Genomic DNA, 23,209 nt, shown 5'->3' with positions numbered 1-23,209 from the left:
TCGGACAGCACGGCCGTACCCCTCCCTCACCAGCCAAGGGAATTCACACAGGAGTACAGCCGTCCGCAAAGTTTACGGACTCAACCGCCGACGACTTGAGGTGTCGGCTGTCACAAGTCCGTTGCAGGTCGCCGCCGTTGCCGGGCGTGGCGCTACAGGAGACGGCTCACTGTGTACGGCCCTGAGTGCGCTGTCGGTGTCCCTGGATGTCGGGTCGGCCGATGTGGCCCGTCGCGCGTTCGGACTCGCCGAGCCAGAGGTGCGGGACGTACTGCTGGACCGCCGAGACCATCTCCTGCCGGCAGGGGGCGGGGAAGGGGAGGCGGTGACGCAGGCGGGGCAGCCCGGGGTGCAGCGGCTCCTCGTCGCGGACCAGGGTCCACAGGACCGGGTCGTCCTGGTCGATGGGGCCGTTGGGGAACAGTTCCAGGGAGTAGACCTTCTGGCTCCGGCCGAGTTTGCTCCAGTACAGGCCGACTCCGGCGAGGCTCTGCCAGGGGACGACGTTGCGGGCTCTTCCGTTCTCGACCCACAGGCCCGTGGCGTCGACCAGGACCCGGGCACGGCGGTTCGCCCAGTTGGCCAAGAAGAGGAACACCCCGAGCACACCGAGCAGCGACATGAACACGAGGCCGACGTATCCGGCCGGGCCGGACGCTCCCTTCTGGTTCCCGGTAGCAACCACGATCGTGCCGATGACGCCGACGGCGCCCAGCGCGATGAGCAGGACGGAGCAGGGGAGCCCGGTCATGGCACCGCGGCGGCCGATCCGTATCACCGTGGCGTCGGGCGCGGGGGAGGGCGTGTGCGAAGGCAACATGGTGCGTGAGCTTAGCGAACTGGCCTACGCTCCCTCCTCATGACGACGCACGGCCGGGAACGCGGCGGGGAACAAGTCCAGACGAAGCTTCGAGGCGACGAGGGTGATCCGGCACGGCCCGGCATGGATGAACTCAGGGCGAGTTTCGCGGGGCAATCGGATCCGGGGTTCGCGAGACAGCGGTCCCAGCAGGCACGGAGCGCGCGCGGTGGGCTCATGGGCGCCGGGGCGTTGGTGGCTCTCGTCTGCCTCGTGGTGATCGTGGTGCATCTCAAGAGCGGTACGCAGGTGGGGGTGGGGACCGTGATCTACGGCCTGAGTCTCGCTTCCGCCGGTCTCGGCGTGGAGGCGGCGCGGCGCGGACGCACCCGCTTGGCGATGATGGCGATCATCCTCGCGGCGGCGGGTGCGTCGCTGGCGGACGCGATGCCCTGACCCGTTCGATTCCGGGTCAGGCCTTGGTGAAGCACAACGTGTAGTCGAAGCCCCGGCTGTTGCGGTACTGGATGCCGTAGTCGTACTCCGCCGAGCATTCCTGGTCCTGGCCGGGCAGCAGGGCCCCGGTCTTGTACTCGGCCTCGGGCGAGCCGCAGTCGACGACCGTCGGCAGTGGTTCGCCCTTGGGGTCGGCGACCTTGACGCAGTCCCCGATCTCGGGGTCGTGCGTCTTGGCCTCCGCGGCGGCCGCCGACTCCGACGCCTCCGCCTTCGCCTTGCCGCCGGTGGGGCTGGTGTTGTAGTCCCAGACCCAGTAGCCGATGGCGCCGAACACTGCGAGGACGACGACCGCGGACTTCACAGCCCGCAAGGCAGCTCCCGGTTGCGGGCGCTGCGGCCCGCCGGGAGGCTGGGGCTGCTGCGGATATCCGTACGGAGCCTGAGGCTGCTGGGGTTGCTGCGGGTATCCGTACGGCTGCTGCGGCTGCCCGTACGGCGGCTGGTTCTGGTACTGCGGAGGAGGCGTGGACATGCTTGGCGGACCCCGTGGTTGGCTGAACGGATGGAGATCAACGCGAAGTTGACGGGCGCACGTTACCCTCCGGCGTCGGCCGAGCGCGCACCGGGGGCGAGCTGTGTGGGAACCGGTCAGGAGAGGTGGAGGCGTCGCTCGGGTACCGGTGTCATGACCGGCGCTGCTTCCGGTACAGCGCGATGGCCGCCGCCGTCGGCAAGTTGGGCACGGTGACGGTCTCGCCGGTGTCCTTGGCGACCACGATCTTGCTGCCGCCGGGCGGAGCGGGCCGCGGCCGGCCCGCGGCGTCCGTGACGGGCGGGAACACCGCGTACACCAGATACCCGAGGTCGAACTCCTCCACGCGCAGCTCGGCCGGAGTGCCGTCCGGGAGCTCGGGCTGCGCGTAGCGGCCGCGCACGATGGTGAGGGCCTGCTCGCAGGTGGTGGGCGGCGGCGCCGGGTGGTGGTCCGAAGTCACAGGTCTCTCTGCGGGGCGTAATCGGCGTAGCCGGTGTGTCGGGCGTGGTGGCCGGTCAGAACAGCCCGTGCCACATCTGCTCGACGATCAGCGACCACCACGTCTCGGCGTTCTGCAGCGCCGACGCGTCCACAGCCGCCAACTGCTCCTGCAACGCGGCCACTTCCGCACCGGCCGCCACCGGGTCCAGCTCCCGCATCCGCTCCCGTGCGGCGGCGAGCAGGCTCAGGGAGCGGGCGAAGGCGGCGACCGAGACGTTGACGTAGCGGGCCGCGGCCGTGACCGGATCCACCGCCCAGACCGCGCCGAGACCGTCCGGCTGCCCCGCCCCCGGCAGGTACTGCACCGCGATGACCGCGACGCCGTCGAAGCCGATCCGGACCAGGTGCGCCAGGGCGCCGATCTTCTCCTCGCCGGCCGGGCTGCGCCGCTCGCGCAGATTCGTGGCGACGTCCGTGAACAGACCGCCCGCGGGAGGCGCGTCGGGCCGGTCGGCGGTGAAGAAGAGCGGGAGGTCGACGGGAAGCCCCGCCCAGGTGAGCGTGGCCCCGGTGGCCTCCGGCAGCGGGCTGTCCGCGATGGTGTCGGCGTCGTAGCGGCGTACGCCGTCCTCGCCGAAGACCTCGACGAGATGGCGGCCCAGGGCCACGTCCCGTAGCGGCTCCGCGGGCGTCACCTGCGCGGGAACCGGCAGCCGGTGCGGTTGCGGCGGCGGCTGCTGCCCGGCGATCCGGTGCATCGTCTCGACCTGCTCGACCAATGCCGCGATGCCTTCCGCACGCGCCTCGGGGCGGGCGCCGTAGGACTGGGAGCAGGAGAGCCGGGCATTGCGGAAGGTGTTGAGGAGCTCGGCCGTGTAGCCGCCGGGGAGCAGGCTGGGACGCAGGTCGGTGTGGACGGCCAGGACATTGTCGGCGGGTACGTTCATCCGCCGCAGCTCCCCCCACGCCTGGTACTCGGCGGGGGGCAGACCCGGGGCCGAGGTGCGGAAGAGGGTGCTCTCCTCGCCGTTGGCCGGGTCCACGTATGTGAAGACGGCCGTGTTGCCGGGCCCGGTGACCGGACGGGCGGCCCCTTCGGATGTGCCCCCGTGCTTCTGCCGGTACATCCGGACGACCTCGTCGACCGGCACCGACGGCCAGACCGTCAGCTCGCCGGTACGGCGGTCCACGACCCCGCAGGCGTTGCCGATCTCGGCGGGCGGCCGCCGCTCGCCGGTCTCCGGGTCACGCTCGGGCTCCGCGGGCGCCGCCCACACGACCCAGCCCAGGTCGAACTCCTGCATCCGGACCTCGCGGCGCGGCTCCGTGGAGCCTTCCGGGTTGAGCCAACGGTCGGCGACGGCGAGCGCCTGCTCCTGGCTGGTCACGGGGAGGCTCCTTCGAAGGGGCTGGTCGGGGAGGGGAGTGGAAGGCGGTGTGGAGCTGTGGTGCGGGCCTCCACGCGGGTGTCGTCCACGTGCCTACGAGGCTATCTCCGAGTCCGCGGCACGTATGCGGAGGGCCTTGGCCCCGCGCTCGGTGGCGACGAGCAGGATGCCGTCGGGGGACAGGTCGGCCGCGGTGAAGGGTGTGTCGGAGAGCAGGGCGGCCACGACCTTCCGATCCGCCCGCTCCCAGACGCGCAGGTAGTCGGCGCCTCGGCTCAGGCCCAGCGGGGCGGCGGCACGCTCGTCTTCGGAGGGACGGACGATCTGCCGGGGGTCGACGTCATCGAGGACACCGGGTTGTACGAGGCCATGGACGAGCACCGCCGGACGCGACTCCTCCTCCGGCGCACCTGCCGAGGACTCCCCGCCGGACTCATGGAGCGGCAGCGCCCCGGGCGTGCCCGCCGGGACCACCAGCACGGCCACCTCAGTCGCCGTACCGTCGGGGTGGGGCAGGCTGCCGATCGTCACGGCGCTGATACCGGGGACGGGCAGGCTCCACAGCGTCCGCCAGGGCAGTTCGAGGCCGAGCCGCTGGTGTATCGCGTCCGCGTACTCGGGCAGGCCGTCCTCGACGAACGCCGTCTCCAGCAGAGCGGCGCGCAGCCGTGCGGGCGGCCGGGTACGGGTCAGCAGCGGCGCCGTACGCAGGTACGTACAGGCCGGTGCGCCCAGGTCCTCGGCCGGCACGGCCTCCACGGCGGCGCGCAGGGGCACCGGGTCGGCATGCACGAACAGGGCCGGATCCGTGAGGAGTTGGGGGAGCAGCCCGGCTTCCAGGGTGTGGCCGGCGATGTGGTCGCGCACATAGGGGTCGGCCTTGCTCCAGTCCTGCTCCGGCACGGCCTCCAGCAGCGCCATCGCGACCTGGGTCTGCGCGGCGCCGACGCTGGGCAGACCGGCGCGGATCTCGTCCCCGACGGCCGGATGCAGCAGCCCCAGCACCGTACGCGGGCCGTCCTCCATGTCCGTCTCCTCCTCCCGGGGCTGCACGAAGGGCCCGGCGAGCAGCATCCCGTCCGCGATGGCCCGGCTCATGTCCTGCCCGGCGACCGCGCTCGCCAGCCGTGCCCACAGGTGGACCGGTATGCCGTCGGCCTCGGCCAGGGCGAGCGGTGCCAGCAGGAGCCGCAGAGTCCGCGGGTCGGCGCCGAGCCGCACGGCATGCAGGTCCAGGGCCTCACCGACGGACGTCGGCAGGTATCTCTCGTCGGCGGGATCGAAGCCCTCCGGAGCCATCAGGAGGCAGTTGACGGCGAGTTGGACGACCAGCGGACTGGTCCCGGCCCGGCGGCCGATGGCCGCTCCCAGGGCGAGGCGGGCGGCGGGATCCACGGTGAACGGCAGCTCGGGTGCGCCGTGCTCCGGGTTCAGCGCGGCCTGCGCGTGCAGCACCAGGACCTCGGGGTCGGCCCACTCCGGCTCGTCGAGGTCGATGACCTGCACGGTGCCGGACGGCAGCCCCGCCGCCAGCTCGGCGGCCTGCGGACGCGGTACCTCGGCCAGCAGCCGGACCGTCCCGGCGGCGGCCAGCCGAGCCAGTACCTCCCGGACGAGCCGGGCGGGCTCACCGGTGGACCGCACCGGGCCGGCTCGGTCGACATCCGGCACGACGACGGTCACCGGCTCCGCGAGCCCGGCCAGCTCGGCGAACACGTCCTCGGTGCTGCCGGCGTGCAGCTCGTAGTGGTCGGCGAGCAGCCAGAGAAGCTGGGCGGCGGTGAGCCCTTCGGCGGCCGGTACCGCGGGCGCGGGCAGTTCCGGTGGCACCGTCGACGGATCCATCTCGTCCAGCGGCAGCTGCTTGCGGTACCCCGGATCGCACAGCATCAGAAACCCGGTGAGCAGCCGCGAACGCCCGCTGCCGGAACCGCCGGTGACCACGACCACGCGCGGAGCGCCGGGCGCGGCCACCCGCCATGCGGCGAGCGCGCGCAGTGCGGCGGTCCGGCCACCTATGTGGGGGTGAGGTGCGTAGTCCTCGGTCGAGCCGGTCATGGGTCCCCGTCCTCCGCCCTCGCGGATGCCATCGCGTACGACGCCGATCTTAGGCGCGGAGCTGCGGTTCGGCAGCGCCCTCAAGAGGCGCGGGGCAGTACCGATTTGCGGCTCTGCCGCGTGGGCGCGACCAGCCACGACGCCGCCGCAGCCGCAAGACGGCATAGCGCGGCACTCCCAGCGGAGCGCTCAGTCGGCCACCGGCCCACCGTTGCGCGGCGCCGCCTCCAGGTCGAACTCCCCGTCCCGCGCCCCGAGCACGAACGCCCGCCACTCCGCCTCGGTGTACCGCAGCACGGTGCCCGGGTCGAGAGAGGACCGCATGGCCACCGCGCCCTCGGGCAGGTACGCGATCTCGACCCGCTCCTCGTCCTGCTCGGTACCGGGCGCGCAGTGCCACTCGACGCCGGAGATGTCGAGGGCGTACAGCTCGTCGCGCTCCCGTTCCTTGCGCGCCTTGATGTCCTCCGCCTGAGTCCCGACCTCGTTGTCCCGTGCCTCGGTCATGCTGCTGGGCCTCTTCCTGACGTGCGAACGACGAACGCGTCTCACCCTACTGGCGTCGCTCGCCCCGCACCCGCCCGTCGCGGATCAGAGGTCCTGGTGCGGTCGCAGCCTCGCGTGCGCGACCCCGGTCGGCACCTCGACCTGGCCGTCGTACTGGGCCGTCGTCTGCTTCCAGATGGCGTCCTGCTCGGCCTCGTTGAGCTCGTGCGCCACGCCCATCTTGGTGAAGGCGACGCCCATTCCGGCGATGCGCTCCGCAAGGCTGGCCATCGACTCGTACATGCCGTCGCGCAGCCCCTCGTAGACGACGCCGAACTTCTCGCCGATGTCGTCGTCGCCCCAGGGTGGGGTGTCGCCCTTCTCCAGCGCGGTCAGCCCGTTCTGCAGGGCCGTCACGGCCTTGGCGAAGTCCACTCCGGCGTTGAACATGTGGAAGCCCTCGGTCTTGAGGACCTGGGGATCGGAATCCATGTAGTCCGACGGCACAACTGCCCCCCGTGGCTCGTCATTTATGTCCAGCCGTCACCTTAATGGGGAACGGAAAGGGGCGGCACCCACCGGATGCCGCCCCTCGGCCCTGCCGGACCGTCCCTCAGAACCGGTTCGGCAGCCATCCCGTCTGGATCAGCTGCCCACCACGCCGACGCGTGTGGAAGTACCCACGGCCGGGCGGCAGTTGCGTGGCGGTGATGTTGCCGAGCAGTTGGCCCTCGGACCGGTCGCCGGAGAGCACCACGCCCTGGGCGCCGAGCTCGCGCATCCGCTGCATCACCGGCTCGTACAGCGAGCGGCTCGCACCGCCCGAGGCACGGGCGATGATGACGCGCAGCCCGATGTCACGGGCGAACGGCAGGTACTCGAGCAGCGGGGCCAGCGGGTTCACGCCGGTCGCCACCAGGTCGTAGTCGTCGACGATCACGAACGCGTCCGGGCTGCTGTACCAACTGCGGTTGCGCAGCTGCTCGGGCGTGACGTCCGGTCCTGGCATCCGGCGGTGCATCGAGCCGGCCAGGCCCTCCAGCGTCTCCGTGAGGGCGGGCGCCGAGGCGCAGTACCGCGACAGGTGCGAGTCGGGCACGCCCTCCAGGTGCGCACGCCGGTAGTCACCCATGACGATCTTCGCCTGGTCCGGCGTGTAGCGCTCGGTGATCTGCTTGACCAGCATCCTGAGGATCGCGGACTTACCGGACTCGCTCTCACCGAAGACGATGAACAGCGGGTCGGTCTCGAAGTCCACGAACACCGGGGAGAGCGACGACTCGTCGATACCGATGGCGACACCGCGCTCCGGGTGCTCGAAGCCCTTGGGCAGGCGCTCCGCCGGCATCATCGTGGGCAGCAGTCGTACGGCCGGAGCGTGCTGGCCCTGCCAGTTCTCGTTGATGCCGCTGATGAGGATCGACGTCGCCTCGGACAGGTCCTCCGTCGCCGACGAGCCGTCGACCCGCGGCAGCGCCGTCATGAAGTGCAGCTTGTCCGGCGTCAGACCACGGCCCGGCACCGTTGCGGGGACGTTCTGCGCGACCTTGCGGTCGATCTCCGACTCCGTCGGGTCACCGAGCCGCAGCTCGATACGGTTCTGGAGCATGTCCTTAAGCGCCGGCCGCACCTCGGTGTAGCGGCTCGCCGTCAGGATCACATGCACACCGAAGCCGAGACCGCGGGTCGCGATCTCCGTGACGGTCGCCTCCAGCATCTCGTAGTCGGTCTTGAACGTGGCCCAGCCGTCGATGACGAGGAAGACGTCACCCCAGACCTGGTCCGGCAGCTGACCGGCGGCCCGGCGCTGACGGTAGGTCGTGACCGAGTCGACGTTGTGCTCGCGGAAGTACTCCTCGCGCGCGTTGAGGATGCCCTCGACCTCGCTGACCGTACGGCGTACCTTCTCGGCGTCGAGACGGTTCGCGACGCCGCCGACGTGCGCCAGCTCCTCCATCGAGATCAGCGAGCCACCACCGAAGTCCAGGCAGTAGAACTGCACTTCGGACGGCGTGTGGGTGAGCGCGAACGACGAGATGAGCGTGCGCAGCAGCGTCGACTTGCCGGACTGCGGACCACCGACGAACAGACCGTGGCCCGCACCACCCGCGAAGTCCCGGTACAGCACGTCACGCCGCTGCTCGAACGGCTTGTCGACCAGACCGACCGGCACGTTGAGCCGGCCGAGCGCCGTGTAGTCGGGGGCGGTCAGGCCGCGCTCCGGGGTGACGGCGAGCTGCGGGAGCAGCTGCTCCGCCGACGGCGCCTCCTCCAGCGGGGGCAGCCACACCTGGTGCGCGGGCGGACCCTGGTTGATCATGCGGCTGACGAGGACGTCCAGGACGGTGTCGGCGAGCGCGTCGTCCACCCGGTTGTCGGGCTCCGGCTCCTCGATCACCGGCTGCGGCGGCAGCGCCACGTGCTCCGCGGAGAACAGCGCCGGCCGCAGCTGCGTCGACCGGTGCACACGGGACGGGCCCTCGCCGTGGTACGGCCCCGACACATACGCCGCCTTGAAGCGGACCATGGTGTCGGTGTCGTAGCGCAGATAACCGGAACCGGGAATCGACGGCAGGTGATAGGCGTCCGGGACACCGATCGCGGTACGGGACTCGGCGGCGGAGAAGGTCCGCAGACCGATCCGGTACGACAGGTAGGTGTCCAGGCCGCGCAGCTTGCCCTCCTCCAAGCGCTGCGACGCCAGGAGCAGGTGGATGCCCAGCGATCGGCCGATGCGGCCGATCTGGATGAACATGTCGATGAAGTCCGGCTTGGCCGTGAGGAGTTCGGAGAACTCGTCGAGCACGATCACCAGCGAGGCCATCGGCTCCAGCGCGGCGCCGGCGGCGCGGGCCTTCTCGTAGTCGTGCAGGTTGGCGTAGTTGCCGGCCGAGCGCAGCAGCTCCTGCCGGCGCTGCGTCTCACCCATGATCGAGTCACGCATACGGTCGACGAGGGTGAGGTCGTCGGCGAGGTTGGTGATGACGGCCGCGGTGTGCGGCATGTCCGCCATACCGGCGAAGGTCGCACCACCCTTGAAGTCCGCGAGGATGAAGTTCAGCGTCTCCGAGGAGTGCGTCACCGCGAGACCGAGCACGAGCGTGCGCAGCACCTCGGACTTGCCGGAACCGGTGGCGCCGACGCACAGACCGTGCGGGCCCATGCCCTCCTGCGAGGCCTCCTTGAGGTCCAGCATGACCGGCTCGCCGTTCTCGCCGACACCGATCGGCACCCGCAGCCGCTCGTGCAGCGTGCGCGGACGCCAGGTGCGGGAGACGTCGACCGTGCCCGCGTCGCCGATGCCCATGAGGTCGGTGAAGTCCAGGTTGGACAGGAGGGGTTCACCCTCCTCCGCCGAGCCGACCCGGAAGGGGGCCAGCTGCCGCGCCAGGGACTCCGCCTGCGCCGGGTTGAGGAGGTCCGGCTTGCCGGTGTAGGCGGACTCGTGGCCGACGAACAGCCGCATCCGGTCCGGCTTGGCGTAGATCGTCAGACCGGCGCGCAGCTCCTCCTCCAGCGGACCGGGCGAGATCTCCAGGAACGTCACGCCCTGCAGGCCCTCGCTGCTGGCGAGTTCGGAGTCCGGCGGCACGGTGCCGCCGTCAAGCACCACGATCAGGTGCGGCTGGTCGTAGACCGGGTTGGCCTCACGGTTCCAGCGGGGCCGGTCGCCCAGCTGGTCCGCCAGCGCCTCCTCCAACTCCCCGAGGTCGTCGAAGAGGAGCCGGGTCGAGCCCGCCCCGTCCTTGGTCTTCGGGTGCTGGCTGTGCGGCAGCCACTTGATCCAGTCCCAGTCAGCGGCCGCGGAGGGATGCGCCACCACGGCGATCATCAGGTCCTCGGGCGAGTGCAGCGTCGCCAGCTGGGACAGGCTCGCGCGGGCGTTGCCGTAGACCGTGTCGGACTCGCCGCAGATCGTGACGTGGTAAAAGGCGCGCAGCGAAATGGCGACCGGCAGGTCGGACAGGCTCCCGTGCGCGTCGAGGAACGCCTTCATGGCCGCCGCGGTCAGCGGCTCCAGCTCCTCCTTGGGCGCCGTCTCCGGCGCGACCAGCGGAGTGTTCAGCTGCTGCACACCGCGCCCGATCCGCACGGAGGCGAAGTCCGCGTCGGTCGGACGGCGCTCCCACAGCCGCTTGCCGTCGGCGGCCACCGCCCACAGCTGCTCCGGGTCGGGGTGCTGGAAGAGCTGGCTCTGCCGCTGGAGTTCCGCGGTCTTGTGCACGTCCTTGCGGACCTGCTCCAGATAGCGGAAGTAGTCACGCCGGTCCTGGGCCATCCCCGCGCCGCCGCCCTGCCGGGACTTGGCGAACTGGGCGATGGCCATGGCCAGCGTCGACGCCAGCATCAGCCCGCCGACCACCCTCATATAAGAGGGCAGGTTGGGCATGAAGAAGAAACCGACCGAACCCAGCATGCCCATCATGGGCAGCAGGTTCATGAGCATGCTCTCGTCGCCCTCGCGAGGGATCTCGGGGGGCGTCTCCAGTTTGACCTCGCCGTCCGGGACGGCCGGTGGCACTATCCGCGGTGGCCGTTTGATGATGACGACGCTCACCGATGCACTCATCCTTCGCGATTGATACGTACGTCCTGGCACCGACGCCCCCGTGTACCGCGACGTGTTCTTCGTTCGCGTAGGCGTCGTTCGCGTAGAGGTCGATCCTACTGATGCGCCGGGTGCCCGAGGGAGGCAGGCGGATGGAGATGCGGCGCAGGTCCTGGGAGGAATGCGGGAGGTAGGTCCTGTCGCGGGGGTGGCAGCGGATAAGGTGGCGACCCGCGCCGTAGGAGCGGTGCGAAGAGCCTTGTCTAGCAGGGGGAACACCAGGTGAGCACGGGGACTTCGACAGGTTTCTGCCGAATCACCATCGCAGCGCCGGACAGTCGCGTCGATGTGGCGCTGCCGGAGGACCTGCCGGTCCAGGACCTCTTTCCCGAGATCATCAGACTCTCGGGCCTGGTCCAGTCGGACACCAGTCCCGCCGGTTACCACCTCGTGACCCGCGAGGGCCAAGTACTCGACGCGAGCCGTTCGTTGCTGGAGCACCGGGTCAGGGACGGTGAGGTGCTGCTGCTGCGCACCTTCGCCGACTCCCTGCCGCCGGCCGTGCACGACGACGTCGTCGACGCCATCGCCGCCGCGGTCAAGCAGGACGTCCGCAGCTGGAACGACAACCTGATGCGGGTCGCCGGCCTGGTCGCGGGGTCGCTGCTGCTGATCATGCTCGGCTTCGTCTTCTGGTTCGCGGATCCGCTGCGCCACGACATGCACGGCCTGCAGGGCATCCTGGCCGGCGTGACCGCGGTGGCCCTGATGTCGCTCGCCGGTGTGCGGGCCCGGGTGTACGAGGACCGTGGCTCCGCCGTCGCGCTCGGTATCTCGGCGCTGCCCCACGCGCTCATCGCGGGCTCCGGCGCCATTCCGCAGGACGCGGGCGAGGGTCCGGGCCGGATCCAGTTCCTCGTCGGCTGTGTCGCCGTCCTGCTCTGCTCCGTCGTACTGATCATGCTGCTGCCGCAGGGCGACGCCCCGTTCGTGGCCGCCGCGCTGGCCTCCGCGATCGGCACCCTCGCCGTGTTCTGCGGTGTGCTCACCGAGGCCGAGCCCCGGGAGATCGCCGCCGGCACCTCGGTCGTCGCGCTGGCGGTCGTCGGCTTCCTGCCCGGCTGGTCCTCCCGCTTCGCCAAGCTCCCGATCGGCTTCCGCAACCCCGAGGACCTGGCCCGCGCCCGCCGTGAGGGCCGCGAGGGCGACGTCGAGGCCGTCGACGTCCAGCGCATCGTCGCCCAGACCAGCCGCGGCCATGAACTGCTGCTCGGCCTCGTCGGCGGGTGCGCCGCCGTGATCATCGGCGCCGGCGGCGCCGTGCTCGGCTTCAGCGACAACGGCTGGGCCCAGCTGCTGGCCCTGTGCACCGGCCTCGCCGCGATGCTGCGGGCCCGCCTGTTCCGCTACACCGCGCAGGTCACGTGCCTGTTCGTGGCCGGTGTCGTCACGCTCGCGCTGCTGGTCCTGGGCCTGGCGATCTCGCCGCCGGCCGACATCGTCATCGATCTGCTCCAGGGCGACTCCGGCCCGGTCGACGTCCGCACCCTGTGGCTCGGCGCCTCCGTCGGGGCCGGTGTGCTGCTGCTGATCGCGATCGCGCTGATCGTCCCGCAGAAGGGCCTGTCCCCCTTCTGGGGCCGCATGCTCGACCTCGCCGACTCGCTGGTCCTGCTCTCCCTGGTCCCGATCTGCCTGGCCGTCCTCGACGTCTACGGCAAGGTGCGCGGCGGCGTCTGACCGCCGCCGGGGCGCGGGCCCGCCGGTCAAGGGCGTGCCCGCGTGCTGGTACTCTGTGTGACGGCCGTTTGTGTACGCGCCCCCGGTCCACCGGGGGAAGCGCCCTACGGATCCCCGCCTCCCGAGTCATGGAAGCCCCCCTGAGAAGCAGACCAGGGGCACTCGGTGGCAACAGAAGACTCATGAGGAGTACGCGTGCCGCTCGACGCCGCTACGAAGAAGCAGATCATCACCGAGTTCGGCCAGAAGGAGGGCGACACCGGCTCCCCCGAGGTCCAGGTCGCCATGCTCTCGCGTCGGATCTCCGACCTGACCGAGCACCTCAAGACCCACAAGCACGACCACCACTCGCGTCGTGGTCTGCTGATCCTCGTCGGTCAGCGCCGCCGTCTTCTCCAGTACCTGGCGAAGAAGGACATCCAGCGCTTCCGTACGCTGGTCGACCGCCTCGGCATCCGCCGTGGTGCGGCGGGCGCCAAGTAGGACGTCATGAGGGGAGCGGTTCCCGGAGGATCGGGGGCCGCTCCCTTTGCCGTACGTGCAGAAACGTGCGGAGTGTCACACCTACTTTGTAGTGTGGTAGCACAACGCAGTACCACGAGGAGAAGTGCACCTCGCCGCCGCCGGTCCTCGGTAGTGGCCCCCGGGCGGTATCAACCCCGGGTGCTTCGATCGAAGACCGGCCCGCACCAGATGGAGCGCTTCTCCGCGTACGTCCCCCCGCCACACGGGCGGGTCAGGACAAAAGACGAAAAGTAACGGAGAAAACGCTAGTGGAGAACGAGACCCACTACGCCGAGGCCGTCATCGACAACGGCTCCTTCGGCACCCGCACCATCCGCTTCGAGACCGGCCGCCTGGCCAAGCAGGCCGCCGGCTCCGCCGTGGCGTACCTGGACGACGACACCATGGTGCTGTCGGCCACCACCGCCTCCAAGAACCCCAAGGACCAGCTCGACTTCTTCCCCCTGACGGTGGACGTCGAGGAGCGGATGTACGCCGCCGGCAAGATCCCCGGCAGCTTCTTCCGCCGTGAGGGCCGTCCCTCCGAGGACGCGATCCTCACCTGCCGCCTCATCGACCGCCCGCTGCGCCCGTCCTTCAAGAAGGGCCTGCGCAACGAGATCCAGGTCGTCGCCACGATCATGGCGCTCAACCCCGACCACCTGTACGACGTCGTGGCGATCAACGCCGCGTCCGCGTCCACGCAGCTGGCCGGTCTGCCCTTCTCCGGCCCGATCGGCGGCGTCCGCGTCGCGCTGATCCGCGGCCAGTGGGTGGCCTTCCCGACGCACACCGAGCTCGAGGACGCCGTCTTCGACATGGTCGTCGCGGGCCGCACCCTGGAGGACGGCGACGTCGCGATCATGATGGTCGAGGCCGAGGCCACCGAGGGGACCATCAAGCTGGTCCAGGGTGGCGCCGAGGCCCCGACCGAGGAGGTCGTCGCCGCCGGTCTGGAAGCCGCGAAGCCCTTCATCAAGGTCCTGTGCAAGGCCCAGGCCGACCTCGCCGCGAAGGCCGCCAAGCCGACCGGCGAGTTCCCGATCTTCCTGGACTACCAGGACGACGTGCTCGAGGCCCTGACCGCCGCCGTCAAGCCGGAGCTCGCCTCCGCGCTGACCATCGCCGGCAAGCAGGAGCGCGAGTCCGAGCTGGACCGCGTCAAGGCGCTCGCCGCCGAGAAGCTCCTGCCGGAGTTCGAGGGCCGCGAGAAGGAGATCTCCGCCGCGTACCGCTCGCTGACCAAGACCCTGGTCCGTGAGCGCGTCATCAAGGAGAAGAAGCGCATCGACGGCCGTGGCGTCACGGACATCCGTACGCTCGCCGCCGAGGTCGAGGCCATCCCGCGCGTGCACGGCTCCGCGGTGTTCGAGCGTGGCGAGACCCAGATCCTGGGCGTCACCACCCTCAACATGCTCCGCATGGAGCAGCAGCTGGACACCCTCTCCCCGGTGACCCGCAAGCGCTATATGCACAACTACAACTTCCCGCCGTACTCCACCGGCGAGACCGGCCGCGTCGGCTCCCCGAAGCGCCGCGAGATCGGCCACGGCGCCCTCGCCGAGCGCGCACTGGTCCCGGTCCTGCCGACGCGCGAGGAGTTCCCCTACGCGATCCGCCAGGTCTCCGAGGCTCTGAGCTCCAACGGCTCGACGTCCATGGGCTCGGTCTGCGCCTCCACCATGTCGCTGCTGAACGCCGGTGTGCCGCTGAAGGCCCCCGTCGCCGGTATCGCCATGGGCCTGATCTCCCAGGACATCGAGGGCGAGACCCACTACGTCACCCTCACCGACATCCTCGGTGCGGAGGACGCCTTCGGCGACATGGACTTCAAGGTCGCCGGCACCAAGGAGTTCGTGACCGCCCTCCAGCTCGACACCAAGCTGGACGGCATCCCGGCCTCCGTCCTGGCCGCGGCCCTCAAGCAGGCCCGTGACGCCCGCCTCCACATCCTCGACGTGATGATGGAAGCGATCGACACGCCGGACGAGATGTCCCCGAACGCGCCGCGGATCATCACCGTGAAGATCCCGGTCGACAAGATCGGCGAGGTCATCGGCCCCAAGGGCAAGATGATCAACCAGATCCAGGAGGACACCGGCGCCGAGATCACGATCGAGGACGACGGCACCATCTACATCGGTGCCGCCGACGGCCCGGCCGCCGAGGCCGCCCGCACCACGATCAACGGCATCGCCAACCCGACCATGCCGGAGGTCGGCGAGCGCTACCTGGGCACGGTCGTCAAGACCACCACCTTCGGCGCGTTCGTGTCGCTGCTCCCGGGCAAGGACGGTCTGCTGCACATCTCGCAGATCCGCAAGCTCGCCGGCGGCAAGCGCGTGGAGAACGTCGAGGACGTCCTCGGCGTGGGCCAGAAGGTCCAGGTCGAGATCGCCGAGATCGACTCCCGCGGCAAGCTCTCCCTCGTCCCCGTGATCGAGGGCGAGGAAGGGGCCGACGCCTCCGAGGACAAGAAGGACGACTCCGACAAGTGACGTCGAGTAGCTCCACGGCGACGGCCCGCACCTCCTCGGAGGCGCGGGCCGTCGCCCGTACCCAAACCCTGATCAAGGGCGAGAACGGCATCGGCACCGTCCGTAAGACCACCCTCCCGGGCGGCCTGCGCATCGTCACCGAGACCCTGCCCTCGGTCCGCTCCGCGACCTTCGGCATCTGGGCGCACGTCGGCTCCCGCGACGAGACGCCGGCCCTGAACGGCGCCACGCACTACCTGGAGCACCTGCTCTTCAAGGGCACCACCCGCAGGTCCGCCCTGGACATCTCCGCCGCCATCGACGCCGTCGGCGGCGAGATGAACGCGTTCACGGCGAAGGAGTACACCTGCTACTACGCACGTGTGCTCGACACCGACCTGCCGCTCGCCATCGACGTCGTCTGCGACATGCTGACGGGGTCGCTGATCCTCGAAGAGGACGTCAACGTCGAGCGGGGCGCGATCCTCGAAGAGATCGCCATGACCGAGGACGACCCGGGCGACTGCGTGCACGACCTGTTCGCGCACACCATGTTCGGCGACAACCCCCTCGGCCGCCCGGTCCTCGGCACCGTCGACACCGTCAACGCCCTCACCGCCGACCGCATCCGCCGCTTCTACAAGAAGCACTACGACCCGACGCACCTGGTCGTGGCGGCCGCCGGCAACATCGACCACAACAAGGTCGTACGACAGGTCCGCGCGGCCTTCGAGAAGGCCGGTGCCTTCAAGAACGGCGACGCGGCCCCCATCGCCGCGCGAGGCGGCAGCCGTGCCCTGCGCACCGCGGGCCGCGTCGAACTCCTCGGCCGCAAGACCGAGCAGGCCCATGTCGTCCTCGGCATGCCCGGCCTGGCCCGCACGGACGAGCGCCGCTGGGCGCTGGGTGTGCTGAACACGGCCCTGGGCGGCGGCATGTCGTCCCGCCTCTTCCAGGAGGTCCGCGAGAAGCGCGGCCTGGCCTACAGCGTCTACTCGTACACCTCCGGCTTCGCCGACTGCGGCCTGTTCGGCGTGTACGCGGGCTGCCGCCCCTCGCAGGTCCACGACGTGCTGAAGATCTGCCGCGACGAACTCGACCACGTCGCCGAACACGGCCTGTCCGACGACGAGATCGACCGCGCCATCGGCCAGCTCCGCGGCTCCACCGTCCTCGGTCTGGAGGACACCGGTGCGCTCATGAACCGGATCGGCAAGAGTGAGCTGTGCTGGGGCGAGCAGATGTCCGTCGACGACATGCTGACCCGGATAGCGGCCGTGACCCCGGACGACGTCCGCTCGGTCGCCCGCGACATCCTGGGCCGGCGGCCCTCGCTGTCGGTCATCGGCCCGCTGAAGGACAAGCAGGCGTCCCGGCTGAACGACGCCGTCGCCTGACCACCCCCTGCTGAAGGAAGCACAAGAGATGAGCAAGCTGCGCGTGGCGGTCCTCGGCGCCAAGGGCCGTATCGGCTCCGAGGCGGTACGGGCGGTCGAGGCCGCCGAGGACATGGAGCTGGTCGCCGCCCTCGGCCGGGGCGACAAGCTGGAGACCCTCGCGGAGACGGGCGCCCAGGTGGCCGTCGAACTGACCACGCCCGACTCGGTCATGGCCAACCTCGACTACTGCGTGAACCACGGCATCCACGCGGTCGTCGGTACGACGGGCTGGACCGACGACCGCCTCGCGCAGCTGAACGGCTGGCTGGCCGCCTCCCCGGAGACCGGCGTGCTCATCGCGCCGAACTTCTCCATCGGGGCCGTCCTGAACATGAAGTTCGCGCAGATCGCCGCGCCCTACTTCGAGTCGGTCGAGGTCGTCGAACTGCACCACCCGAAGAAGGTCGACGCCCCGAGCGGCACGGCCACGCGCACGGCCCAGCTCATCGCCTCGGCCCGCGCCGAGGCGGGCACGGCCCCGGCACCGGACGCCACGGAGACGTCCCTGGACGGCGCGCGCGGCGCGGACGTCGACGGCGTCCCCGTCCACTCCGTCCGGCTGCGCGGACTGCTGGCCCACCAGGAGGTCCTGCTCGGCGGCGAGGGCGAGACCCTCACCATCCGCCACGACTCCCTCCACCACAGCAGCTTCATGCCGGGCATCCTGCTCGGCGCGCGCCGCGTGGTGACCACTCCGGGTCTCACCTTCGGCCTGGAACACTTCCTGGACCTGGGCTGATGCGCGCAAAGCTGTCCTACGCCATAACGGCCGCCGTCCTGGTCGTCTACTTCGTCCTGGTCGGCAGCCGTGGCGTGATGCTCGTCCAGTCCGGCACGGTCCTCACCGTCACCTTCGGCGTGGCGGTGCTGATCCTGCCGGTGATCGGCCTGTGGTTCCTGTGGAAGAACACCCAGTTCGTCCGCCGGGCCAATGCGCTGGCCGCCCAACTCGACGCCGAGGGCGGTCTGCCCGTCGACGAGCTGAAGCGCACGCCCAGCGGGCGCATCGACCGTGACTCGGCCGACGAGGTCTTCGCCAGGCGCAAGGCCGAGACGGAGGCGGCACCGGACGACTGGCGCAGCTGGTTCCGCCTCGCGGTCGCCTACCACGACGCCCGGGACACCCCGCGCGCCCGCAAGGCGATGCAGCGCGCCATCGCCCTGCACGACGGCAGAACCGTCGAGGCCTGATCGACTCCGTACGGCGCCGACCGCGCCGTACGCCGAATCCGTACGGCGCCTACCCGGCCGTATGCCGAAGGGGCCGGTCCGCTCAGGCGGACCGGCCCCTTCGCCTGCTCCGCGCGGTCAGCCGCGCGCGTTCTCCGCGGCCCACGCCTCGATGGAGTCGGTGGCCCGGTCGAAGGCCGCGCCCCGGGCGAGGAAGTCGGCGTTGTGCGTGGTCATCAGCATCGGCACGTCGTCCGCGCCACGACCATGCCGTACGAGCATCAGCCCCTGGCCCTGCACCGTGCGCGGCAGCCCCAGCCAGCGCACCGGCTGCTGCACCGTGCGCACCGCGGCGACCTGCTCCCAGGGCACCGTCCGTGTGCCGAGGAACTTGACCTGCCGCAGCCCGCGCGAGCTCACCCACACGCCCATGCGCAGCAGCCGCAGCGCACCGGCGATGATGGCCAACGCGAGGCCGAAGACGACACCGGCCTCGTTGATCGTGCCGGTCAGGGCGATGATGACGGCCGCGAACAGCACGAACGAGGCGAGCAGCAGCCACAGCGCGGCCGCGCCCACCCGCCACGGACCGGGGCGGTAGGGCCGCCGCCAGCGCTCGTGGTCGTCGAAGGGCAGCGCGACGTCGTCGGCTGCCTCGAAAGCGCGATCGGCCGTCAGGAAGGGCAGGGGCACGGCTGGTCCTCACTCAATCCATGCATGGGCTGTGCCCGGTGAGGCTATCGAGCCGGGTCCCCGCTCACCACCCTTGGGGGTCCGAAGGGGTCAGCGCCCCTGGGACGCCTGGGACTGCTGGGCCGGTGAGCCGGTGTCGGTCGACAGGGCCGGCATACCGACCACCAGCGAGCCCACAAGCCCCGCGACGATGGTGAGCCCCAGCAGCCAGCGCCCGGCCATCTGACCGGCGGAGGGCCGCTCACGGGGCGGGGGAGCGACATTGCTGCGGAATCGGTCGGCTTCGGCGAGGAAGGCGAAGGGTACGGACTCGCGCCGACGGAACATCGGGAGTCTTCTCCTCTCGGGAGCATCTGGATCGTATGGGTGACCGTCACCAAGACAGACGAGCGAGTGCCCCAAAAGGTGCCCGGTTTCACCGAATTCACAGAAATTCGCTGACGTTCGCCGACGTATGTCGCGACCCGGCACCGAACGCCCCGTTGTCAGTGCCGCCCCGTAGAGTGGGCGCCGCCCGCAGAAGTGATGGAAGGACCCCCCGAGCCGTGACCGACACCCCCGCCGACGACCTCAAGCCCAGCTTCCGCAGCGATGTCTCCGTCGAGCTGGTCAAGCACAGCGCGGCCGACTCCGACGTGCTGTGGGCTGCCCGCGTCTCCACCGCCGGTGAGCAGTCCCTGGAGGAGCTGCAGAAGGACCCCGAGCGCTCCAAGGGCCTGATCAACTACCTGATGCGGGACCGGCACGGCAGCCCCTTCGAGCACAACTCGATGACCTTCTTCATCAGCGCCCCGATCTTCGTCTTCCGCGAGTTCATGCGGCACCGCGTGGGCTGGTCGTACAACGAGGAGAGCGGCCGCTACAGGGAGCTCCAGCCCGTCTTCTACGTCCCCGACGCCTCCCGCAAGCTGGTCCAGGAGGGCCGCCCGGGCAAGTACGTCTTCGTGGAGGGCACCCAGGCCCAGCAGGAGCTGGTGGGCCGCACCATGGAGGACTCCTACCGGCAGGCGTACGAGGCCTACCAGGAGATGCTCGCCGCCGGCGTCGCCCGCGAGGTCGCCCGGGCCGTCCTCCCCGTCGGCCTGTTCTCCTCGATGTACGCCACCTGCAACGCCCGCTCCCTCATGCACTTCCTCGGTCTGCGCACCCAGCACGAGCTGGCCAAGGTTCCGTCCTTCCCGCAGCGGGAGATCGAGATGGTCGGCGAGAAGATGGAGGCGGAGTGGGCCAGGCTCATGCCGCTGACGTACGCCGCCTTCAATGCCAACGGCCGTGTGGCGCCGTAACGAGTCCCTGGCACGGGGGCGGGCGTCAGCCTCATGAAGTGTCCGTATTGCGGCATTTAGAGAAGTTCATCTAGCCTGATCAAACGGACCCGGCACTGCTTGAACCCCCGAGCAGGCAGTGCCGGGCTCCATATTTGTCCGGACTTACCCGCACCCCCCGAGGGCAGACCCGGCCGTGCGCAACGAGTAGCGTGTAACCCATGGCTCCGACCTCCACTCCGCAGACCCCCTTCGGGCGGGTCCTCACCGCCATGATCACGCCCTTCACGGCGGACGGCGCACTCGACATCGACGGCGCACAGCGGCTCGCCGCGCACCTGGTGGACGCAGGCAACGACGGCCTGATCATCAACGGCACCACCGGCGAGTCCCCCACCACCAGCGACGCGGAGAAAGCGGACCTCGTACGAGCGGTAGTGGAGGCCGTCGGCGACCGGGCCCACGTGGTGGCGGGAGTCGGCACCAACAACACCCACCACAGCCTGGAGCTCGCCCGCGCGGCCCAGCAGGTGGGCGCACACGGTCTGCTGGTCGTCACGCCGTACTACAACAAGCCCCCGCAGGAAGGCCTGTACCGGCACTTCAAGGCCATCGCCGACAGCACCGAGCTGCCGGTGATGCTCTACGACATCCCCGGCCGCAGCGGCGTCCCGATCAACACCGAGACGATCGTCCGCCTGGCCGAGCACCCGCGCATCGTCGCCAACAAGGACGCGAAGGGTGACCTCGGCCGAGCCAGCTGGGCCATCGCCCGCTCCGGCCTCGCCTGGTACTCCGGCGACGACATGCTGAACCTGCCGCTGCTCTCCGTGGGCGCGGTCGGCTTCGTCTCGGTCGTCGGCCACGTCGTCACCCCCGATCTGCGCGCCCTCGTCGACGCGTATGTCTCCGGCGACGTCCAGAAGGCCACCGAGATCCACCAGAAGCTGCTCCCGGTCTACACCGGCATGTTCCGCACCCAGGGCGTCATGACGACCAAGGCAGCGCTCGCCCTCCAGAGCCTGCCCGCCGGGCCGCTGCGCGCCCCCATGGCGGAGTGCTCACCCGAGGAGATCGAGCAGCTCAAGATCGATCTTGCCGCCGGCGGGGTACAGCTCTAACACCAGACTTCGCGCGCCGGCCGCGCAGCAGACTCCACAACTGAATAAGCGGGCCACCGGTGCCTGCGCACTACACACAACGACAACTGCTTCTGCACGAACGTCACGCGCGCCACGTGCCCGACCGGTACGTGGCGCGCGTGGTGAGGAGAGTCTTTTGAGTCATCCGCATCCTGAACTCGGCCCGCCCCCGCCGCTCCCCGAAGGCGGCCTGCGGGTCACCCCGCTCGGCGGTCTCGGCGAGATCGGCCGGAACATGACGGTCTTCGAGTACGGCGGCCGTCTGCTGATCGTCGACTGCGGAGTGCTCTTCCCCGAGGAGGAGCAGCCCGGAATCGACCTGATCCTGCCGGACTTCTCGTCCGTCCGGGACCGCCTCGACGACATCGAGGGCATCGTCCTCACCCATGGCCACGAGGACCACATCGGCGGCGTCCCCTTCCTGCTCCGCGAGAAGCCGGACATCCCGCTGATCGGCTCCAAGCTGACCCTCGCCCTGATCGAGGCCAAGCTCCAGGAGCACCGCATCCGCCCGTACACCCTCGAGGTGGCGGAGGGGCACCGCGAGCGCATCGGTCCCTTCGACTGCGAGTTCGTCGCGGTCAACCACTCCATCCCCGACGCCCTCGCCGTGGCCATCCGCACTCCCGCGGGCATGGCGGTCCACACCGGCGACTTCAAGATGGACCAGCTCCCGCTGGACAACCGCCTCACCGATCTACACGCCTTCGCACGCCTGAGCGAGGAGGGAATCGACCTCCTCCTCTCGGACTCGACGAACGCGGAGGTTCCGGGCTTCGTCCCGCCCGAGCGGGACATCTCCAACGTCCTGCGCCAGGTCTTCGCGGGCGCCCGCAAGCGCATCATCGTGGCGAGCTTCGCCAGCCACATCCACCGCATCCAGCAGATCCTGGACGCGGCCCACGAGTACGGCCGCCGGGTCGCCTTCGTCGGCCGCTCGATGGTCCGCAACATGGGCATCGCACGCGACCTGGGCTACCTCAAGGTCCCGCCGGGCCTGGTGGTGGACGTCAAGACCCTCGACGACCTCCCGGACAGCGAAGTGGTCCTCGTCTGCACGGGCTCCCAGGGCGAGCCGATGGCCGCCCTGTCGAGGATGGCCAACCGCGACCACCAGATCCGCATCGTCGACGGCGACACGGTGATCCTGGCGTCGTCCCTCATCCCCGGCAACGAGAACGCGGTTTACCGCGTGATCAACGGACTGACCCGCTGGGGCGCGAACGTCGTCCACAAGGGCAACGCCAAGGTCCACGTCTCGGGCCACGCCTCGGCCGGCGAGCTGCTGTACTTCTACAACATCTGCCGCCCGAAGAACCTGATGCCGGTGCACGGCGAATGGCGCCACCTGCGGGCCAACGCCGAACTGGGCGCCCTCACCGGCGTCCCGCACGACCGCATCGTCATCGCCGAGGACGGCGTCGTCGTCGACCTCATCGAGGGCAAGGCCAAGATCTCCGGCAAGGTCCAGGCCGGATACGTGTACGTCGACGGCCTCTCGGTCGGCGACGTGGGCGAGCCGGCGCTCAAGGACCGCAAGATCCTCGGAGACGAGGGCATCATCTCGGTCTTCGTGGTGGTGGACTCCTCCACCGGCAAGATCACGGGCGGCCCGCACATCCAGGCCCGCGGCTCCGGCATCGAGGACTCCGCCTTCGCGGACGTCATCCCGAAGATCACGGAGGTACTGGAGCGGTCTGCCCAGGACGGTGTGGTCGAGCCCCACCAGCTGCAACAGCTGGTGCGGCGGACCCTGGGCAAGTGGGTCTCCGACACGTACCGGCGCAGGCCGATGATCCTGCCTGTGGTGGTGGAGGTCTGACGGTCCGTCGGACGTTCGACTGCGTGAACCAGGAGCGGGGCGCCTCGATTTGCATCGAGGCGCCCCGCTCCAGTACGTTTACGGCTCCGCCTGACCGGGAACCCGAGCGCTTCGTGCCTCGGAATCAGTCCCCGGAGGGGGCGGAAATTCCGACTCAGAATCTCTGATAAAGTCGGAACCGCTGGAAAGGGAAACGCGAGAGCGGGAACCTGGAAAGCACCGAGGAAATCGGATCGGAAAGA

20 protein-coding genes are annotated in these 23,209 nt (G+C 70.1%); 10 read left to right on the top strand and 10 right to left on the bottom strand.

What is annotated here, in order from left to right; genetic code table 11:
* Window positions 1-166 precede the first annotated feature (166 nt).
* Entirely contained in the window at window positions 167-820 is a 654-nt protein-coding gene (locus tag ACFPQ9_RS19620; protein WP_380854534.1) for a hypothetical protein, read from the bottom strand.
* Window positions 821-859: 39 nt separating this feature from the next.
* Between ACFPQ9_RS19620 and ACFPQ9_RS19615 the strand changes: the two genes are divergently transcribed.
* On the top strand, window positions 860-1,255 hold the full coding sequence (locus tag ACFPQ9_RS19615; RefSeq protein ID WP_380854532.1) for a hypothetical protein: 396 nt from the start codon (window positions 860-862) through the stop codon (window positions 1,253-1,255).
* Window positions 1,256-1,271: 16 nt separating this feature from the next.
* On the opposite strand, the gene ACFPQ9_RS19610 is transcribed toward ACFPQ9_RS19615, so the two are convergent.
* The 7 genes from ACFPQ9_RS19610 to eccCa all read right to left on the bottom strand — a co-directional run bounded on the left by ACFPQ9_RS19610 (window position 1,272) and on the right by eccCa (window position 10,724).
* On the bottom strand, window positions 1,272-1,790 hold the full coding sequence (locus ACFPQ9_RS19610) for an LppU/SCO3897 family protein (protein ID WP_380854530.1): 519 nt from the start codon (window positions 1,788-1,790) through the stop codon (window positions 1,272-1,274).
* A 151-nt stretch (window positions 1,791-1,941) separates the two neighbouring features.
* A complete protein-coding gene (locus tag ACFPQ9_RS19605) occupies window positions 1,942-2,253 on the bottom strand; it encodes a hypothetical protein (protein WP_380854528.1) in 312 nt (103 codons plus the stop codon).
* A gap of 55 nt (window positions 2,254-2,308) precedes the next feature.
* On the bottom strand, window positions 2,309-3,622 hold the full coding sequence (locus tag ACFPQ9_RS19600; RefSeq protein WP_380854526.1) for an SUKH-4 family immunity protein: 1,314 nt from the start codon (window positions 3,620-3,622) through the stop codon (window positions 2,309-2,311).
* 93 nt (window positions 3,623-3,715) lie between these two features.
* Window positions 3,716-5,680: an ATP-binding protein gene (locus tag ACFPQ9_RS19595; RefSeq protein ID WP_380854524.1), complete on the bottom strand. Its 1,965-nt coding sequence runs from the start codon at window positions 5,678-5,680 to the stop codon at window positions 3,716-3,718.
* Window positions 5,681-5,869: 189 nt separating this feature from the next.
* The gene (locus ACFPQ9_RS19590; protein WP_380854522.1) at window positions 5,870-6,187 is read right to left on the bottom strand and encodes a DUF397 domain-containing protein; all 318 of its coding nucleotides are present in this window, start codon (window positions 6,185-6,187) and stop codon (window positions 5,870-5,872) included.
* Between the two features lie 84 nt (window positions 6,188-6,271).
* The gene (locus ACFPQ9_RS19585; RefSeq protein WP_380854520.1) at window positions 6,272-6,658 is read right to left on the bottom strand and encodes a hypothetical protein; all 387 of its coding nucleotides are present in this window, start codon (window positions 6,656-6,658) and stop codon (window positions 6,272-6,274) included.
* Between the two features lie 121 nt (window positions 6,659-6,779).
* Window positions 6,780-10,724, bottom strand: a complete 3,945-nt coding sequence (gene eccCa / locus ACFPQ9_RS19580) for a type VII secretion protein EccCa (RefSeq protein WP_380854519.1) — start codon at window positions 10,722-10,724, stop codon at window positions 6,780-6,782.
* Window positions 10,725-10,997: 273 nt separating this feature from the next.
* Between eccCa and eccD the strand changes: the two genes are divergently transcribed.
* The 6 genes from eccD (at window position 10,998) to ACFPQ9_RS19550 (ending at window position 18,066) form a co-directional block, all read left to right on the top strand.
* On the top strand, window positions 10,998-12,455 hold the full coding sequence (gene eccD / locus ACFPQ9_RS19575; protein ID WP_380854517.1) for a type VII secretion integral membrane protein EccD: 1,458 nt from the start codon (window positions 10,998-11,000) through the stop codon (window positions 12,453-12,455).
* Between the two features lie 195 nt (window positions 12,456-12,650).
* Window positions 12,651-12,938, top strand: a complete 288-nt coding sequence (gene rpsO, locus ACFPQ9_RS19570) for a 30S ribosomal protein S15 (RefSeq protein WP_062701899.1) — start codon at window positions 12,651-12,653, stop codon at window positions 12,936-12,938.
* A 290-nt stretch (window positions 12,939-13,228) separates the two neighbouring features.
* Window positions 13,229-15,457 carry a polyribonucleotide nucleotidyltransferase gene (locus tag ACFPQ9_RS19565; protein ID WP_380854514.1) on the top strand — a complete coding sequence of 743 codons (2,229 nt, stop codon included), beginning with the start codon at window positions 13,229-13,231 and terminating at the stop codon, window positions 15,455-15,457.
* Window positions 15,454-16,833: a M16 family metallopeptidase gene (locus ACFPQ9_RS19560; RefSeq protein ID WP_380854512.1), complete on the top strand. Its 1,380-nt coding sequence runs from the start codon at window positions 15,454-15,456 to the stop codon at window positions 16,831-16,833. Before ACFPQ9_RS19565 ends, ACFPQ9_RS19560 begins: the two co-directional genes overlap by 4 nt.
* Window positions 16,834-16,861: 28 nt before the next feature.
* Complete coding sequence (dapB, locus tag ACFPQ9_RS19555; protein ID WP_380854510.1) at window positions 16,862-17,614, top strand: 4-hydroxy-tetrahydrodipicolinate reductase; 753 nt, start codon at window positions 16,862-16,864, stop codon at window positions 17,612-17,614.
* Window positions 17,614-18,066 (top strand): tetratricopeptide repeat protein, encoded by a 453-nt coding sequence (locus ACFPQ9_RS19550; protein WP_380854508.1) that lies wholly within the window; start codon window positions 17,614-17,616, stop codon window positions 18,064-18,066. Before dapB ends, ACFPQ9_RS19550 begins: the two co-directional genes overlap by 1 nt.
* 117 nt (window positions 18,067-18,183) lie before the next feature.
* Here the strand turns inward: ACFPQ9_RS19550 and ACFPQ9_RS19545 are convergent, their stop codons facing one another.
* Window positions 18,184-18,738 carry a PH domain-containing protein gene (locus ACFPQ9_RS19545; RefSeq protein WP_380854506.1) on the bottom strand — a complete coding sequence of 185 codons (555 nt, stop codon included), beginning with the start codon at window positions 18,736-18,738 and terminating at the stop codon, window positions 18,184-18,186.
* A 90-nt stretch (window positions 18,739-18,828) separates the two neighbouring features.
* A complete protein-coding gene (locus ACFPQ9_RS19540) occupies window positions 18,829-19,065 on the bottom strand; it encodes a hypothetical protein (RefSeq protein WP_380854504.1) in 237 nt (78 codons plus the stop codon).
* A gap of 218 nt (window positions 19,066-19,283) precedes the next feature.
* Between ACFPQ9_RS19540 and thyX the strand changes: the two genes are divergently transcribed.
* The 3 genes from thyX to ACFPQ9_RS19525 all read left to right on the top strand — a co-directional run bounded on the left by thyX (window position 19,284) and on the right by ACFPQ9_RS19525 (window position 22,967).
* Window positions 19,284-20,024, top strand: coding sequence for an FAD-dependent thymidylate synthase (thyX, locus tag ACFPQ9_RS19535; protein WP_380854502.1), 741 nt, complete (start codon window positions 19,284-19,286; stop codon window positions 20,022-20,024).
* 200 nt (window positions 20,025-20,224) lie between these two features.
* Window positions 20,225-21,124: a 4-hydroxy-tetrahydrodipicolinate synthase gene (gene dapA, locus ACFPQ9_RS19530; protein WP_380854500.1), complete on the top strand. Its 900-nt coding sequence runs from the start codon at window positions 20,225-20,227 to the stop codon at window positions 21,122-21,124.
* A 157-nt stretch (window positions 21,125-21,281) separates the two neighbouring features.
* Window positions 21,282-22,967 (top strand): ribonuclease J, encoded by a 1,686-nt coding sequence (locus tag ACFPQ9_RS19525; protein WP_380854498.1) that lies wholly within the window; start codon window positions 21,282-21,284, stop codon window positions 22,965-22,967.
* Window positions 22,968-23,209: the final 242 nt, after the last annotated feature.

Source organism: Streptomyces coerulescens, from assembly GCF_042657965.1.
Taxonomy (GTDB): Bacteria; Actinomycetota; Actinomycetes; order Streptomycetales; family Streptomycetaceae; genus Streptomyces; species Streptomyces coerulescens.
Note: the sequence above shows the minus strand (reverse complement) of the source record. Positions and strands in the feature narration are given on the sequence as shown.

Bases quoted from the DNA above. Each gene is read 5' to 3' on its own strand.
- ACFPQ9_RS19540 (WP_380854504.1), bottom strand. From the start codon at position 19,065: ATGTTCCGTCGGCGCGAGTCCGTACCCTTCGCCTTCCTCGCCGAAGCC.
- ACFPQ9_RS19595 (WP_380854524.1), bottom strand. From the start codon at position 5,680: ATGACCGGCTCGACCGAGGACTACGCACCTCACCCCCACATAGGTGGC.
- ACFPQ9_RS19620 (WP_380854534.1), bottom strand. From the start codon at position 820: ATGTTGCCTTCGCACACGCCCTCCCCCGCGCCCGACGCCACGGTGATA.
- ACFPQ9_RS19585 (WP_380854520.1), bottom strand. From the start codon at position 6,658: ATGGATTCCGATCCCCAGGTCCTCAAGACCGAGGGCTTCCACATGTTC.
- ACFPQ9_RS19610 (WP_380854530.1), bottom strand. From the start codon at position 1,790: ATGTCCACGCCTCCTCCGCAGTACCAGAACCAGCCGCCGTACGGGCAG.
- ACFPQ9_RS19590 (WP_380854522.1), bottom strand. From the start codon at position 6,187: ATGACCGAGGCACGGGACAACGAGGTCGGGACTCAGGCGGAGGACATC.
- ACFPQ9_RS19615 (WP_380854532.1), top strand. From the start codon at position 860: ATGACGACGCACGGCCGGGAACGCGGCGGGGAACAAGTCCAGACGAAG.
- dapB (WP_380854510.1), top strand. From the start codon at position 16,862: ATGAGCAAGCTGCGCGTGGCGGTCCTCGGCGCCAAGGGCCGTATCGGC.
- dapA (WP_380854500.1), top strand. From the start codon at position 20,225: ATGGCTCCGACCTCCACTCCGCAGACCCCCTTCGGGCGGGTCCTCACC.
- ACFPQ9_RS19550 (WP_380854508.1), top strand. From the start codon at position 17,614: ATGCGCGCAAAGCTGTCCTACGCCATAACGGCCGCCGTCCTGGTCGTC.